This is a genomic window from Paenibacillus sp. JCM 9796 (assembly GCF_055379675.1).
The window spans coordinates 4,770,883-4,785,944 of the sequence record NZ_AP043723.1; the positions used below are offsets into that span (position 1 = coordinate 4,770,883).

Consider the following 15,062-nt stretch of genomic DNA (forward strand, 5'->3'; position numbering starts at 1 on the left):
CGCATGCAACGCTCGGAATTGATCGAATGGGCCAAGCAAGTGCGGGAGCGGGCTTACGTGCCGTACTCCCGCTTTAAAGTAGGCAGCGCATTGCTCGATTCATCAGGCCGCGTTCATCTCGGCTGCAACGTGGAGAATGCGGCGTACGGGCCGACCAACTGCGCCGAACGAACGGCGCTGCATCGCGCGATCGCGGACGGGGAAGCGCCGCGTACGTTTCAGGCCATTGCGGTCGTCGGCGATACGCCGCATCCGGTTTCTCCTTGCGGCGTTTGCCGTCAAGTGCTCGTGGAGCTATGCGCTCCGGATATGCCGGTGTATTTGGCGAATTTGCGCGGAGACGTCACGGAGACGACCGTATCGGCGCTGCTGCCCGGGGCATTCACATCTCAAGATCTGGACGGAGGAACAGACAACTGATGTCAAACTCTTCAAAGAACGACACCAAGAAAGCGCCTTTTAAATCCGGCTTCGTGGCCATTATAGGCCGGCCGAACGTGGGCAAATCAACGTTGATGAATCAAGTGATCGGCCAAAAAATCGCGATCATGTCGGATAAGCCGCAAACGACGCGCAACAAAATTCATGGCGTATATACGACCGATGAAGCGCAAATCGTCTTTCTCGATACGCCGGGTATACATAAACCGACATCGAAACTCGGCGATTATATGATGAAATCCGCTCAAAGCGCACTCAGCGAAGTGGAGGCCGTGCTGTTTCTGATCGACGTTGTCGAAGGGCTCGGCGGCGGCGACCGGTTCATTATCGAGCAGCTACGTAACGTCAAGACGCCGGTCATCCTGGTCATGAACAAAATCGACCAGGTGCATCCCGAGCAGCTGCTGCCGGTAATTACAACGTACAAGGAGCTGTACCCGTTCGCTGAAATCGTGCCGATCTCGGCGAAGAACGGCAACAACGTGAACACGCTTCTCGAGCAGGTGATCAAATATTTGCCGGAAGGACCTCAGTATTATCCGGCGGATCAAGTGACGGATCACCCGGAGCAATTCGTTTGCGCGGAGCTGATCCGGGAGAAATTATTGCATCTGACGCGCGAAGAAATTCCGCATTCCATCGCGGTGTCCATTGAAGATATGCGAGTGCAGGAGAACGGTCTCGTCCGCATTTCGGCCGTCATCTATGTGGAACGGGATTCGCAAAAGGGCATCATCATCGGCAAGAGCGGCGCATTGTTGAAGGAAGTCGGCAAACAGGCGCGCGCCGATATCGAGGCGCTGCTCGGCTCCAAGACGTTCCTCGAGCTGTGGGTGAAGGTGAAGAAAGACTGGAGAAACCACGACCGCGTGCTGAAGGATCTCGGTTTTAGGCACGAATAAGACGGAATTTGTTTCAGTAGTACAAAGGCAGGGTAATGGAGAGCATACATGCCAGTATTTGTTCAGCATACTTCGATGCGATTCGTATCATCCTATTCCTATAAACAGGTATTGTAGTCATGTCACACTGGGGAGGATGTACCATGAGAGATTTTTCGTGGAAGTATTTTTCGATGACTGGAGATGTGGATGCCTACCTGCTTTATAAAGAGATGAATGTCCAAGACGGAGAGGAACCGGAACCGGAGGAAGAAGCGGGGCTGGAAGCCTCCGACTGGCTTCAGTAAGTAATACGCGCGAGGCTTAGGAGCAGGGAGAGACTGCCGATGCAGTATAGGCTGCAGGGAATCGTCATTCGCAGCATGGATTATGGGGAAGGCAATAAAATTATTACGCTGTTTACTCGGGAACAAGGAAAAATGAGTATTGTCGCCCGAGGCGCCAAAAAAGTAAAAAGCCGATTCGGCTCGACCGTCCAGCTTTTTACGCTGGGCGATTTTTCATTTTTCAAATCGGGTCAGCTCGGAACGCTGAATCACGCCGAGATCGTGGAGGCGTTCCACAAGTTGCGCGAAGATTTGCATCTGGCGGCTAACGCGTCGTACCTGGCGGAGCTGACTGACCGGATGCTGGGCGATCAGGAAGGACAACCTTACTTATTCGAGCAATTGAAAGGGAGCTTTCATGCGCTGCTTGAAGGCAAGGATATGCAGATTGTCGTCCACTTATACGAAATGAAAATGATGATGCACGCCGGTTATATGCCTGAGCTGGAACAGTGCGTCATCTGCGGCAGTAAAGGGGAAGCGGTTTCGTTCAGCGTCGGGCTCGGCGGCATCTTATGCGAGACTTGCCGGCTGCGCGATCCGCAGGCGATTGCTTTAACGCCCGGAGCATTGAAGCTGCTGCGGATCTTTGTTCAAACCGACGTCAGGAGGCTCGGGCAAATTGACGTGAAGCCGCAGACGAAAGCGTTGTTGAAACAAATATTGCGCGCTTACTTCGACACGCACGCAGGCTTGCGCTTGAAATCGCGTGATTTTTTAGATCAAATGGATCGCTATGAAATATAGATGAAAAAATTGACATAATTTTCGTGCAATGTTATTATAATATGATGCATCCATGGAATTCTCGTTACAGAGTCTGCTTACTAGGCTTTGGTTAGCGAGATTTTTTGTTTGTCCCATCATGAAACATTACCGTGTATAGGCTCGTAGTAAGAGTAGGTCATGCCAGAACTTTACCAAGGGGGACGAGGCCGAGATGGTAACCATGCTTAAGCCGGTCATATTCGTTGCTTCCGATTCGGCCGGAGATACGGGGGAAGCGGTCGTACGCGCGGCCGCCGTTCAATTCGATCCGTTGCAAGTAGAAATAAGACGGGTGCCTTTCCTGCAGGAAATAACGGATATCGATCGAATGATCCGAACCGTGGTGGAACGCAACGGGGCGATCGTCTTTACGCTCGTTATTCCCGAGCTGCGGGATTACTTGATCGAGGAAGCTGAACGCGCCGGCATCGTATACATCGATGTGCTCGGACCGGTCATTCGCACACTGGAGCATACGCTTAAACAGGAAGCAAGGCATTTGCCGGGAATGATCCACAAGCTGGACGAAGATTATTTCAAGAAGGTGGAAGCGATCGAGTTTGCCGTCAAATACGACGACGGCCGCGATTTCAGCGGCGTGCTGCAGGCCGACATCGTGCTGGTCGGCGTGTCGCGGACTTCCAAGACACCGCTGTCCATGTATTTGGCCCACAAAAAATTCAAGGTCGCGAATGTGCCGCTGGTACCGGAAATTGCACCGCCCGATCAATTGTTCACCGTATCCTCCAAGAAGATTGTAGGCTTGCGGATCGACCCCGAGAAGCTGAACGTGATTCGCACCGAGCGGTTGAAGACGTTAGGGCTGCCCGGCAACGCCACTTACGCGAACACCGCGCGCATTCATAAAGAGCTGGAGTTTGCTGACGCGGTCATGAAACGAATCGGATGCGCGGTCATCGACGTGTCCAACAAAGCCGTCGAGGAGACGGCCAGCATCATCATCGATATATTCCGTTCCAGGTAGTCTGTTTCTTTTGGATATAAGCAGGATTTTTTGTAATTTCATCGTATATAATATTACGGTAGTGCGATTGTAAAAACATTCACATATCTGAATTATCCCCGTGGTGGTCTCTCATGACGTATAAAATAATAGTGGATGCGGACGCTTGCCCGGTCAAAGCCGAAATCCGCAACGCCGCTTCACGGTTTGACGTTCAAGTGGTCATGGTCGCCTCGTTCGATCACCGGCTGCAGCCGGAAGACGGCGTCGAAATCGTTCAAGTGGATCGTTCCGATCAATCGGTCGATCTTTATATCGTGAATCGAATTCAGGCAGGAGACGTTCTCGTTACCCAGGACTTCGGTCTTGCGGCTCTTGCGCTCGGGAAGAAGGCGTTCGCCCTATCCAACCGGGGGCAGCTGTTCAACGATCGTACGATGGATTTTTTGCTGGAACGCCGCCACGAGCAAGCCAAGCTGCGGCGCGGAGGGAAGCATACGAAAGGGCCCAGAGCGTTTACGAATCAGGATCGTGATGAATTTCTACAATCTTTGACAAAACTTTTATCCCGTTTGCAGGAGAATCGCCTAAAGTAGCGAATAGTATTACGTGTTAATTGGATTGAAGGTGGATAGGATGAGTAACGGACGCATTCCCGATCATGTCATCGACGCCGTCCTGAAGGCTCACGATATTGTCGAAGTCGTCGGCAAGTACGTGCATTTGACGAAACAAGGGCATTATCTGAAAGGCCTGTGTCCTTTTCACTCCGAGAAGACGCCGTCGTTCACCGTTACGCCGGAGAAGCAAATTTACCATTGCTACGGCTGCGGCGCAGGCGGGCAAGTGATTCGTTTCGTCGCCGAAATCGAAGGTTTATCCTTCGGTCAAGCGGTTAGGAAATTAGCGGAGGAAGCGAATCTGCAGGTCGGCCTTGGGGCGTCTCATACCGGGGCGGAAACGAAAGAGAGCAAGGAGCGGGCTAAGCTTCTCGAAGCGTACGAGCTGGCCGACAAGCTGTACCAGTACATTCTCCACAATACGGAGCAGGGAAAAGCGGCTAAACAGTATTTGATGGGACGAGGGATTACAGGTAAGCTGATGGAGACATTCGGCATCGGCTACGCGCCATCCAGATGGGATACGCTCGTTAATCTGCTGGACAAGAAGCAATTTCCGCTGCCGCTCATGGAACAAGGCGGTTTGATTTCGGCGAAACAGGATGGCACCGGTTACGTCGACAAATTTCGAGATCGCGTGATGTTCCCGATCCGCGATTGGAAAGGGCAGACGATCGCATTCGGCGGAAGGTTGATGGGGGACGGACAGCCCAAATATTTAAACAGCCCGGAATCGATGCTGTTCCATAAGAGCCGTACCTTGTACAACTTGCACGCATCGAGACCCCAAATACGCAAAATGCAGGAGATTGTCCTGTTCGAAGGGTACATGGACGTCATTCGTTCCTGGGATGCGGGAGTCACGAACGGAGTCGCCACGATGGGAACGGCTCTGACGCCGGAACACGCCGAAGCGATTCGCAGGCTTGCGGAACGGGTAACGGTTGCATACGACGGCGATAATGCCGGACAATCGGCCGCCTACAAGAGCATTCCGCTCTTAGAGAACGCCGGGTGCCAGGTGAAGATCGCGGTAATCCCGGGGGGCATGGATCCGGACGAATATATTGCCAATCACGGTTCTGAACGATTCGTACGCGAGGTTATCGAGACCGCCGTACCGTCGATCAAATATAAACTTCTTTATTTTCGCAAAAACTATAGGATGCAGGAGGATGGGGAGAGGCTACGATATATACAGCAGGCGCTCCGATTGATTGCGGGGCTCACATCACCGATTGAGAGGGAGCACTACGTGAAGGATTTAACTTCCGAGTTCCGGTATTCCTATGACTCCGCGATGCAGACGCTTAATGAGATCAGGCTGCAGACGGAAAAAAACAGCCGATCCGGGGATAATAAACCCAATCCGTGGAATAATGGTATGAATGACGGAAAGCCTCGTGAACAGACCCCTTCAATGATCCCTGCCTATCAATTTGCAGAGCGACAATTGCTTGCCGTAATGATGCTGGACCGGGACGTTTCCCAGTATGTCGAGCGTCGTTTGGGGGACGAGTTCAATATGGAGGCTCATGCGGCCATCGCCGCCTACTTGTACGCCTACTATGCACAAGGATACGAACCGAATGCAAGCATGTTCATCGGGATGCTCCAGGATGACAAGCTCGAGAGCTTGGCAAGCTCTTTGACCTTAATAGATAATCGCAACGGTGTGAACGAAGCCGTGATTGACGATTACATTCGCGAAATTAAGAAGTATCCGCTTCTGCAGCAATTGGAGCGTAAGAGAGAAGAAATTAAACAAGCGGAACGAATGGGAGATATTCCAAGAGCTCTGCAGCTGGGCAGTGAAATTATATCCTTGGAAAAGCAATTGAAATCATCCTGATGCTTAAGCGCGCTTAGGGGAGTTCCAAGGAGGAGGGAGTTGGATTATGGCGAACGATCAACGCACGGAAATAGAGACAGAGTTGACGTTGGAGCAAGTGAAAGAACAACTGATCGAACAGGGCAAGAAGCGCTCGGTTATTACGTACAAAGAGATAATGGAAAAGCTGGCGCCTTTCGATCAAGATCCGGAGCAGATCGACGAATTTTTCGAGCAGCTCCAAGAAATGGGCATCGACGTCGGCAACGAGTCGGATGAAGACCATGACATGAATCCGCATGATAATGAGCACGACGATTTCCACTTTGACGACGATCTATCTTTGCCTCCGGGCATTAAGATCAACGATCCGGTGCGGATGTACTTGAAGGAAATCGGCCGTGTTCCTCTGCTTTCCGCAGAAGATGAAGTCGATTTGGCGAAACGGATCGAGCTTGGCGACGAAGAAGCGAAGCGCCGTCTGGCCGAAGCCAATTTGCGTCTCGTTGTCAGCATTGCCAAACGATATGTCGGACGCGGCATGCTGTTCCTTGATTTAATCCAGGAAGGCAATATGGGCTTGATTAAAGCCGTTGAGAAGTTCGACCATACGAAGGGATACAAATTCAGTACGTATGCGACATGGTGGATTCGCCAGGCGATTACGCGAGCGATTGCGGACCAGGCGCGGACGATTCGGATACCGGTACATATGGTAGAGACCATCAACAAGCTGATCCGGGTATCCCGACAACTGCTGCAAGAGCTCGGGCGCGAACCCACACCGGAAGAAATCGCCAAAGAGATGGATCTCAGTACCGATAAAGTGCGCGAAATTATGAAAATCGCTCAAGAGCCGGTTTCATTGGAAACGCCGATCGGTGAGGAAGACGATTCACATTTGGGGGATTTCATCGAGGACCAGGAGGCGCTGGCACCTGCGGATGCCGCCGCTTACGAACTGCTGAAGGAACAGCTTGAGGACGTGCTCGACACGTTGACGGAACGGGAAGAAAACGTTCTTCGCTTGCGCTTCGGACTGGATGACGGCCGCACAAGAACGCTGGAGGAAGTCGGTAAAGTATTCGGCGTTACGCGCGAGCGGATTCGCCAAATCGAAGCCAAGGCGCTCCGTAAGCTTCGGCACCCAAGCCGCAGCAAGCGGCTGAAGGATTTCTTGGAATAAACGAAACGGTCATGCGTTCGGATCTATGTTGGACCTTCTGCGAGTGCCTCGCAGCAAGGTCTAATTTTTTATGTCCCCGCCGCCGATAATGAAATAGGAAAGAAGTATGCCGGGCCTTGGGGGAGAAGGACGCTTATGGACGAAAAAAAGAAAATGCTCATTCGCGAAATCGAACACTGGCGGCGCAGCCGACTGTTACCGGAGCAGTATTGCGATTTTTTACTTAACATTTATTTGGATAACGATGCAGCGAAGCCCGATACCGGGAGCGGATTTTTGGGGCTTTCGTCATCGCAAATAAGAAACAGCAATTGGAAAATATGGATGCTCAATTTAATCATAGCGGCCGCTTTATCCTTTTCTGCTCTTAATTTTAACGCTTTTGAATTACCAATGCAAATGGGGGTCGCATTGGCCGTTTTGGCCGCCTGTTATGTGTGGGGAGGGCTCAAGCGGGCCAAGGAACCGATGGCGGCGCAAATACTGCTGGGCATGGCTTCGCTATTCCTGCTGTTTATCGGGGTTTATATGATGAAGCTTCACGGCATCGAGGAGCCGGTGCTTGTCGTCGGATATGTGTTTATCACCAGTCTAATATGGATGATCACCGGGCTATTGGCACGGCTGGCGCTGTTCCAGTTGTGCGGATGGGTCAGTCTCGTTTTTTGTTACGGTTGGCTGCTTCATCATCAGCTTGATGCGATCAACTGGTTTACGCTGGAAATTAGCTGGGTGCCGCTTGGGATATTGTTTTGCTGGCTGTCCTGGTTGATCCACGAGAGAAGCCGTCAAATCGGGCTCGTCTTCTTCTTGCTGGGCCTCATCGTTTGGTACATGCCGGAATTGTATGGTATGCTTTATGCCGAGAAGTACGGCGAACAAGCGCTGCAATGGCTGCTGCTAAGCAAAATGTGTATGCAAGCGGCGATCTTGTTCGTTTGGCGAAAAAAATGGACCGTCTGGGTCATGGGGTAATGTGAATGATAAAGTTGTCGAAACGATTGGAATGGATTGCGAGGGAAGTACCGGAGGGCAGCCGGTTAGCGGATATCGGGTCCGATCACGCGCTGCTCCCTTCTTATTTGGCGGCAAACGGGGTCATCGTGAGCGGGGTGGCCGGCGAGGTGAACGAAGGGCCGTATGAGGCGGCATCCAAGCAAGTCCGTTCAGCGGGCTTGAAGCACGTCATCGACGTTCGGCTTGGCGACGGGCTGGCGGTGATCGAACCGGGCGAAGTGGACGTCATTACGATCGCGGGAATGGGCGGAGCCTTGATCGTGTCTATTCTAGAAGCGGGGAAGTCGAAGCTCAAGGGGGTGAAACGGCTCGTATTGCAGCCGAATGTCGGCGAACCTGCGGTTCGGGAGTGGCTGCTTGCGAACGGCTGGGTGCTGATCGGAGAACGTATTCTGGAAGAGGACGGCAAAATCTACGAAATCTTAACTGCTGTGTCCGCCGCTGAAACCGGGCTTGAGCCGGAGCAGATGTACGCTCCTCTCGTATGCGCGGACGGAAGGGAAGTTCAGCGTGAGCTTCTCCTTCTCATGGGGCCCTACTTGACGCGGGAAGCGTCCGACGTCTGGAGAACGAAGTGGACTTGGGAACTTGAGAAAATGGATAAGATATGCGCGCAGCTTCGGTTGTCGCAGACCGAGGCCGCCCGCGCGAAAGAAGCCGAATACCGGAAGGAAATGAACCGGATCAGGGAGGTGTTGGCCGCATGTACGCCAAAGGTCAAGCCGTCATTCAACTAATGGAAGAGTTAGCGCCGAAATCGTATGCGGTGGAGAATGACAAAATCGGTCTGCAGCTCGGAACGCTGCAGAAGGAAATCCGCAATGTGCTCATTGCGCTGGACGTCACGGATGAAGTCGTTGAAGAAGCGCTGCGCGTCGACGCCAATTTGATCATTGCGCATCATGCGATTATTTTTCGCCCGCTGCCGCATCTGCAAACCGATACGCCGGCCGGGCGCTTGTACGAGAAGCTGATTAAACACGATATCGCCGTCTACATTTCCCATACCAATTTGGATGTGGCGGACGGCGGCATTAACGATATGATGGCTGAGGCGATCGGGCTGAAGGTTACCGAGCCGCTTGATGAAGTGCACACCGACAAGCTGAAGAAGCTGGTTGTCTTCGTGCCGGTCGACCACGCGGACAAGGTGCGCGCCGCGATGTTCGATGCAGGGGCGGGCGCTATCGGCAAGTACAGCCACTGCAGCTTCAACATCGAAGGCGTCGGAACGTTCAAGCCGGGCGAAGGAACGGATCCTTACATCGGACGGCAGGGGCAGCTGGAGCAAGCGCAAGAAATCCGCATTGAAACGATCGTGCCGCAGAGCGCCGAACGGCGTGTCGTGCAGGCCATGCTGAAGGCGCATCCGTACGAAGAGGTAGCTTACGATTTATATGCGCTTGACTTGAAGACGCGTACGTTCGGGCTGGGCCGGGCCGGGAAGCTGGAGGCTCCGGTCACCTTAGCTGAGCTGTGCGAGCGCGTCAAACAGGCATATGAAGTGCCGATGGTGCGCATGGTTGGCGACCCGCAGCGCGTCATCCGTAAGGCGGCTGTGCTCGGAGGCTCGGGCGGCAGGTATGTGCGCAATGCGATCTTCGCAGGAGCCGATGTGCTGATCACCGGCGATATCGATTATCATACGGCGCACGATGCGCTCGCCGCGGGCATCGCCTTGATCGACCCCGGACATAACGTGGAGAAGATTATGAAGCAAGGCGTCGCCGATTATTTGCAGCGCAAGCTGGATGATCGCAAATGGAAGACGCGCGCCATCGCTTCGCAGACCGACACGGAGCCTTTCCGATTTGTGTAAGCCCGACCTCATTTAGGCGTATTGCCTTTTGCGGCGAATGGGGTTATACTAGCAATTGCATCTGTTGCAAAAGAAAGTTTGACAGACAATCGCTGGCGGCCTTGCGCCGCGAGAGGAAAGTCCGGGCTCCATAGGGCAGGATGCTGGATAACGTCCAGTCAGCGCGAGCTGAAGGCTAGTGCCACAGAAACGGACCGCCGATGGCCGCCGCTTCACGGCAGCGGCACAGGCAAGGGTGGAACCGTGGTGTAAGAGACCACGAGGAGCCATGGTGACATGGTTCCTGGTAAACCCCATCTGGAGCAAGACCTAGAGGAACGCTAGTCTCTTTAAGGGACAGCCTTAGCCCGAGGCGCGTTCGGGTTGGTCGCTTGAGCCAGGCAGCAATGTTTGGCCTAGATAGATGATTGTCGCTTCAATGGTGGCAGGGTGGCCCCCGTTACGACCACTGGAAGCACAGAACCCGGCTTACGGCAAACTTTCTTTCAGCCACATACAGCAAACGGATGGTTTTAGATGTGCAAAGAAACCGCCTCATGAGGCGGTTTCTTTGCTTTGCGCACATGCGCTGTGCTGGTGCCGGTTCAACTGCCGAACAGACGCTGCAGCCACCCGGGCCAGTTCGGAAGCGTGGTGTTATTCGGAGCTGTCGGCTCTTCCTGCCGGACGGACTTCGGTTGGGCGGCTTTCAGGGCGGCGGCCACGTCGATTAAGCCGTAGCCGAAATATTTATCTTTGCCGGCCTGGCCCAGATCCGTCGCGGTGTCGCGCATGAGCTGCATCACTTCCGTATTTTTCAGCTTCGGATTGACCGAACGAATCAGCGCGGCGAGCGCTGTTACGTGCGGGCTTGCCATTGACGTCCCCGACAATGCCGCGTACTGGTTGTTCAGGTACGTGCTGGCGATGCTGACGCCCGGCGCCGTAACGTCGATGTAATCGCCGTAGTTGGAGAACGACGCCTTCGACTTCTGGGAGTCGGCCGCCGCGACCGCGAACACTTCCTCATAAGCGGCGGGATAACCCGGCCGATCCGTGTTATCGTTGCCGCTCGCGGCAATCAGCACGACATCGCGGTCGTACGCATATCGAATCGCGTCATGGAGAAATTCGGCATCGGCATAATTGCCGAGACTCATATTGATGACTTTGGCGCCATGGTCGGTGGCCCAAATGATGCCTTGCGCCACGGCATAGGTGCTGCCGGCTCCGCTCGAGTCAAGTACTTTAACCGGCATGATCCGGTTGTACCAGCTCATGCCGGCTACGCCCAGATTGTTGTTGACCAAGGCTCCGATGACCCCGGCGACATGGGTGCCGTGCCCGACATCGTCCTGCGGATCGGCGTCCTTATTTACGACGTTCAAACCGCTAACAAGCTGGTTCTTCAAGTCCGGGTGCTTCAAATCGACTCCGGTGTCGATGACGGCAACGGTGACTTGATCGGAGCCTTTGGAAATGTTCCAGCCGGCCTCGGTTTCGATTTGCGGCAAATTCCATTGATACCGGCGATATAAAGCATCATTCGGCGTGATGCTGTTAGCTGTCGGCGTGGGAACGGCCGACTCGTTGGTTAAATAAAGGAAGTGAGGCTCGCTGTACGAAACATTCCATTTGCGGAAGTAATTCATAAGCGCCTTAGCTTCCATGCGGTCGGACTCGAACACATAGGTGTAACCGAGCTTCTGCACGGTGCTACCGCCGATTTCTTTGCGAATTTGGGAAAGCTCGGCTTCGGTCGGTTCTTTGTTGAACCGGACGACAACTTGATTTTGATGATAATGGCTCGTGCCTTGATTTCCTTCCGGATGATGGACATGAACATCCTGTAAGGTATCAGAATCGACCGATTCGATTTTGTAGCGTCCTTCGCTCGGATAGGTGACAATCCGCAAGTTTTTAAGCTGATGATCGGCCACCTGCTTCAGAATGTGCTGCTCTACGACGCCGATAATACCGCTTGTACCGTCATCCGCCGGCTCGCCTAAGACGAAGTACTGGCTGCCTTCCGCTTCGAAGGCCGGCGATTGATACGAGCGTCCTGCGTCTACTTGGATTTTCGCTTCCGTCATATAGGTATCCGCAGCCCGGCGCACCGGATCTTTCAAAGTACCGGCAGCTTTGCCCTGCGACAAGGACTCGTTGCGCTTGGTTCGAACAAGAAGCTGCATATGCGGATGATCCTTTTGCAAGTCGGACAGTAAAGCCGGAATGCGGTTTTCGTCATTGCGGCTCATCTCGCCGGCCACACGGCGCAGCTCATAGCTGCATTGATTGCGGCACAGCTCTTCGGTCTGCTTAAGGTCTTGATTCAATGTCGTTTGCTTCATCTGAAGCTCGGCTTGGGGCGACAAGGCTTCGGGTCGTGGCGTTTGATCGCCGCGGGGGAACAGGATCAGCGCGCCTGCAACTACGAGCAACACGGGGAACGCGTATTTCCACATCGGTGACAGCCTCCTGTATTCGTCATAGGAGTAGACTTCCCGACGTTCGTAGGAATCATCATAAGCAAAGTTAACCAGCCGGATGAATGAATTTCTCCTATTACTTTTACTCTGGTTTTATGGTACGATTGATTGGAAATCTGCTTGTATGAATAAAATTTATTGTTGCGTCAAAGTTGAGGAGGCTACCGGAATTATGTCAGTAGAACATGTGAAAAACCTTTGTGAAACGACGAGAGCAAAATTGAGCGAAGCCATCGCCAAAATGGAGCAGTTTTTAAACGGGAGCTCGCTCACGAAATTAAACACCGAGAACGACAGCGCGATGGAAGAGTTTTATAAAGGATATCTTTCCGATACCCGGCACTTGCTCGTATTTTCGGAGGTGGCTTACGAGAAGCTGGGGGTTGCGCTGCGCCGACCGAACTTCAACGTGGAATATTCGGAGAAAGTACTTTATGAAGTGTATCATTCATCCGTAAACAGCTTCTTTTATCCTAAAAATGAATGTTATTCCGAAGACGGTCGTTACGCCTACACAGGCCAGGATGCTATTCGTTTCCGCAAAAAGCCGGTGCGTGAAGTCCGCGACTTGACGATTGAGCTCTCCAAAATTTTCGAGACGCTTCGCGAAGATCTGTCGTACTATGAAACCGACTATATTACGCAAAAAAGGATGCAGGGCGAAAAGGTATAACGTATAATCGCCACTGCTTTTCCATATAATGACAAGTAGAGGTGCTTTCCGGCATCTCTTTTTATTTAGCTTGATACAAGCGTAAAGGAAGTGTCGCCCGGATGACCGCTAGGCTGACGGCGGAACAATTGGCGGAAGCCAGCACCCGCGTAATAACATGGAATCAGCACGAACGGGGAGGGTACGTAGCATCCCCTTTATTTTCCCATTACACGTTCAGTTGGCTGCGCGACGGCAGCTTTATCGCTTACGGCATGGATGTTGCGGGGCAGCATGACAGCTCCCGCCTGTTCTATGAGTGGGTAAGCCGAATTATCGAATCGAAAAAGCCGCATATTGACGATTTGCTAGGCAAGAAGGAGCGGGGCGAGTTTATTCCGCAGGAGCAGTTTTTACATACGCGCTACTATGCGGACGGCCGCGACGACGAACAATCGGATTGGGGTCACTTTCAACTGGACGGTTACGGCGCCTGGTTGTGGGGACTGAGCGAACATTTGAAGGCGACGGGGCAGCCGCAAATTCCGGATGCGTATCGCCCGGCTGTCGATGCGACGGTCGCTTATTTGGTCGCGTTCTGGCAGCTGCCGAATTTCGACTGTTGGGAAGAATATGCGGAATTTATCCACCCCTCCACGCTTGCCTGTTTGTACGGCGGGCTGAAAGCGATCGCGCGACTGGACCGGCGGAATGAGCTGGAAACGGTTTGCGCGAGCATTCGTGAGTTCCTGCTGCAGCATGCGGTCCACCCGGACGGACATTTCGTGAAAAATATCGCGCCCGTCAAAGCCGACGACACGGTAACGTATAAAATCAATTACGAAGGCGTCGATGCGAGCTTGCTGTGGCTGTTTGAGCCGTTTCACATGTTCGAAGCGGATCATCCGGCGATGGAGGCGACGCTTAATCGAATCGATGCCGAGCTGCGCACGGCACAAGGCGGGCTTCGCCGTTATGCCAGCGACACGTATTACGGCGGCGGCGAGTGGCTCCTCCTGACCGCCTGGTACGGATGGGCCGCTCTTTCGCGCGGCCGACGCGAGACAGCCGAAGCGGCGCTGCATTGGATCGTGTCCAAGGCCGACGCCAGCGGCCGGCTGCCGGAGCAGGTTCCGGATGCGCTTCCGTCACGCGAAGGGTACGAGAATTGGGTCAGCAAATGGGGCCCTCCGGCGAGGCCATTATTATGGTCGCACGGCATGTATTTGGTGCTGTACCATCGACTCTACCCCGACTCTATCCGGTAAATGAACCCAGTTTGGCAAGAATACCCCCTCTTTGCAGCGGGCAAGCTGTGGGCAGGGGGTGATCATATGCCAGAAGTCAAATGCAGCGTTGCCAACTGCGAATACTGGGCGCAAGGCAACAATTGCAATGCGAAAACGATCATGATTGAAGTCGACAAACATGCTGAAGTCGGGTACGATACTGAATTCGCGACGGATTTCGTTGATCATCAAGACCGTGCCACAAGCGTAAGAAACACCTGTTGTCACACCTTTGAGCCGAAGAAGTCCAAATCATCCTGACCCGGAAAGGACGAACGGATATGAAACGGAAGCTCGGAGGGGAGCCTGCAAAGCCTGACCGTAACGATGCCGCGCTGCAGCGTTACAAGCTGCAGCAGGTTACTCGCGAATCGGGGGGTAGCGTTCACGAGGAATTTGCCGCAGAGGCGGGCATTTATCCTCCTTCCGGTGCGCCTGTTTCCGTAAGGGAACGGACGGAAGACCGGGCGGTACGTACAACAAGTGAGGGTCAGGCGCCGGAGCGATCGGGTACTGCGTACCGCTGGCTCGGTTTGACGGCGATCGTGCTCGCCGTCTTGTCGCTGTTCGCGTTCCCGGCGCTGCTCGGCAGTACAGCCGCTGTGCTGGGGCTGTTCGCTTACTCTGTCGGACAGCGTGCACTCGGCGGCTGGGCGCTTGTAATCGGATTGATATCGCTGGCTGGGTATTTCATCCTCGTACCGCTGTACGCATGACTTCGGGAGAAACGAAGCAGGCCGCCTTCGGCCTGCTTTACATTTTTAGGGTAGAACCCGTAC

General features: G+C 53.5%; 16 protein-coding genes and 1 other RNA gene. 16 read left to right on the plus strand and 1 reads right to left on the minus strand.

Going from position 1 to position 15,062, the window contains the following annotated elements:
- Positions 1-3: 3 nt before the first annotated feature.
- The 12 genes from ACZ439_RS22885 (at position 4) to rnpB (ending at position 10,360) form a co-directional block, all read left to right on the plus strand.
- Positions 4-420, plus strand: coding sequence for a cytidine deaminase (locus tag ACZ439_RS22885; protein WP_054797346.1), 417 nt, complete (start codon positions 4-6; stop codon positions 418-420).
- The gene (era, locus tag ACZ439_RS22890) at positions 420-1,343 is read left to right on the plus strand and encodes a GTPase Era (protein ID WP_127608496.1); all 924 of its coding nucleotides are present in this window, start codon (positions 420-422) and stop codon (positions 1,341-1,343) included. Before ACZ439_RS22885 ends, era begins: the two co-directional genes overlap by 1 nt.
- A 143-nt stretch (positions 1,344-1,486) precedes the next feature.
- Positions 1,487-1,630: a YqzL family protein gene (locus ACZ439_RS22895; RefSeq protein WP_127608497.1), complete on the plus strand. Its 144-nt coding sequence runs from the start codon at positions 1,487-1,489 to the stop codon at positions 1,628-1,630.
- 39 nt (positions 1,631-1,669) lie between these two features.
- Entirely contained in the window at positions 1,670-2,416 is a 747-nt protein-coding gene (gene recO / locus ACZ439_RS22900; protein WP_127608498.1) for a DNA repair protein RecO, read from the plus strand.
- Between the two features lie 193 nt (positions 2,417-2,609).
- Positions 2,610-3,422, plus strand: coding sequence for a pyruvate, water dikinase regulatory protein (locus ACZ439_RS22905; protein ID WP_127608499.1), 813 nt, complete (start codon positions 2,610-2,612; stop codon positions 3,420-3,422).
- A 113-nt stretch (positions 3,423-3,535) separates the two neighbouring features.
- Positions 3,536-3,997 (plus strand): YaiI/YqxD family protein, encoded by a 462-nt coding sequence (locus ACZ439_RS22910; RefSeq protein ID WP_127608500.1) that lies wholly within the window; start codon positions 3,536-3,538, stop codon positions 3,995-3,997.
- A 40-nt stretch (positions 3,998-4,037) separates the two neighbouring features.
- The gene (dnaG, locus tag ACZ439_RS22915; protein WP_127608501.1) at positions 4,038-5,873 is read left to right on the plus strand and encodes a DNA primase; all 1,836 of its coding nucleotides are present in this window, start codon (positions 4,038-4,040) and stop codon (positions 5,871-5,873) included.
- A gap of 46 nt (positions 5,874-5,919) precedes the next feature.
- Entirely contained in the window at positions 5,920-7,038 is a 1,119-nt protein-coding gene (gene rpoD, locus ACZ439_RS22920) for an RNA polymerase sigma factor RpoD (RefSeq protein WP_054797348.1), read from the plus strand.
- 135 nt (positions 7,039-7,173) lie between these two features.
- Entirely contained in the window at positions 7,174-8,013 is an 840-nt protein-coding gene (locus ACZ439_RS22925; RefSeq protein ID WP_464620255.1) for a hypothetical protein, read from the plus strand.
- Between the two features lie 5 nt (positions 8,014-8,018).
- Positions 8,019-8,792 carry a tRNA (adenine(22)-N(1))-methyltransferase gene (locus ACZ439_RS22930; RefSeq protein ID WP_054797349.1) on the plus strand — a complete coding sequence of 258 codons (774 nt, stop codon included), beginning with the start codon at positions 8,019-8,021 and terminating at the stop codon, positions 8,790-8,792.
- The gene (locus ACZ439_RS22935; RefSeq protein ID WP_141333778.1) at positions 8,759-9,874 is read left to right on the plus strand and encodes a Nif3-like dinuclear metal center hexameric protein; all 1,116 of its coding nucleotides are present in this window, start codon (positions 8,759-8,761) and stop codon (positions 9,872-9,874) included. Before ACZ439_RS22930 ends, ACZ439_RS22935 begins: the two co-directional genes overlap by 34 nt.
- A 73-nt stretch (positions 9,875-9,947) precedes the next feature.
- An RNA gene (gene rnpB / locus ACZ439_RS22940) (RNase P RNA component class A) lies at positions 9,948-10,360 on the plus strand.
- 98 nt (positions 10,361-10,458) lie between these two features.
- Here rnpB and ACZ439_RS22945 read toward each other — a convergent pair.
- Positions 10,459-12,318, minus strand: a complete 1,860-nt coding sequence (locus ACZ439_RS22945) for a S8 family peptidase (protein ID WP_464620256.1) — start codon at positions 12,316-12,318, stop codon at positions 10,459-10,461.
- A gap of 196 nt (positions 12,319-12,514) precedes the next feature.
- On the opposite strand from ACZ439_RS22945, the gene ACZ439_RS22950 reads away from it, so the two are divergent.
- From ACZ439_RS22950 to ACZ439_RS22965, 4 genes are all read left to right on the plus strand, one after another.
- Positions 12,515-13,015, plus strand: coding sequence for a YpuI family protein (locus ACZ439_RS22950; protein WP_127608506.1), 501 nt, complete (start codon positions 12,515-12,517; stop codon positions 13,013-13,015).
- Positions 13,016-13,116: 101 nt separating this feature from the next.
- Positions 13,117-14,262 (plus strand): glycoside hydrolase family 15 protein, encoded by a 1,146-nt coding sequence (locus ACZ439_RS22955; protein WP_464620257.1) that lies wholly within the window; start codon positions 13,117-13,119, stop codon positions 14,260-14,262.
- A gap of 66 nt (positions 14,263-14,328) precedes the next feature.
- Complete coding sequence (locus ACZ439_RS22960; protein WP_054797353.1) at positions 14,329-14,544, plus strand: DUF1540 domain-containing protein; 216 nt, start codon at positions 14,329-14,331, stop codon at positions 14,542-14,544.
- A 20-nt stretch (positions 14,545-14,564) separates the two neighbouring features.
- Complete coding sequence (locus ACZ439_RS22965) at positions 14,565-14,999, plus strand: hypothetical protein (RefSeq protein WP_054797354.1); 435 nt, start codon at positions 14,565-14,567, stop codon at positions 14,997-14,999.
- Positions 15,000-15,062: the final 63 nt, after the last annotated feature.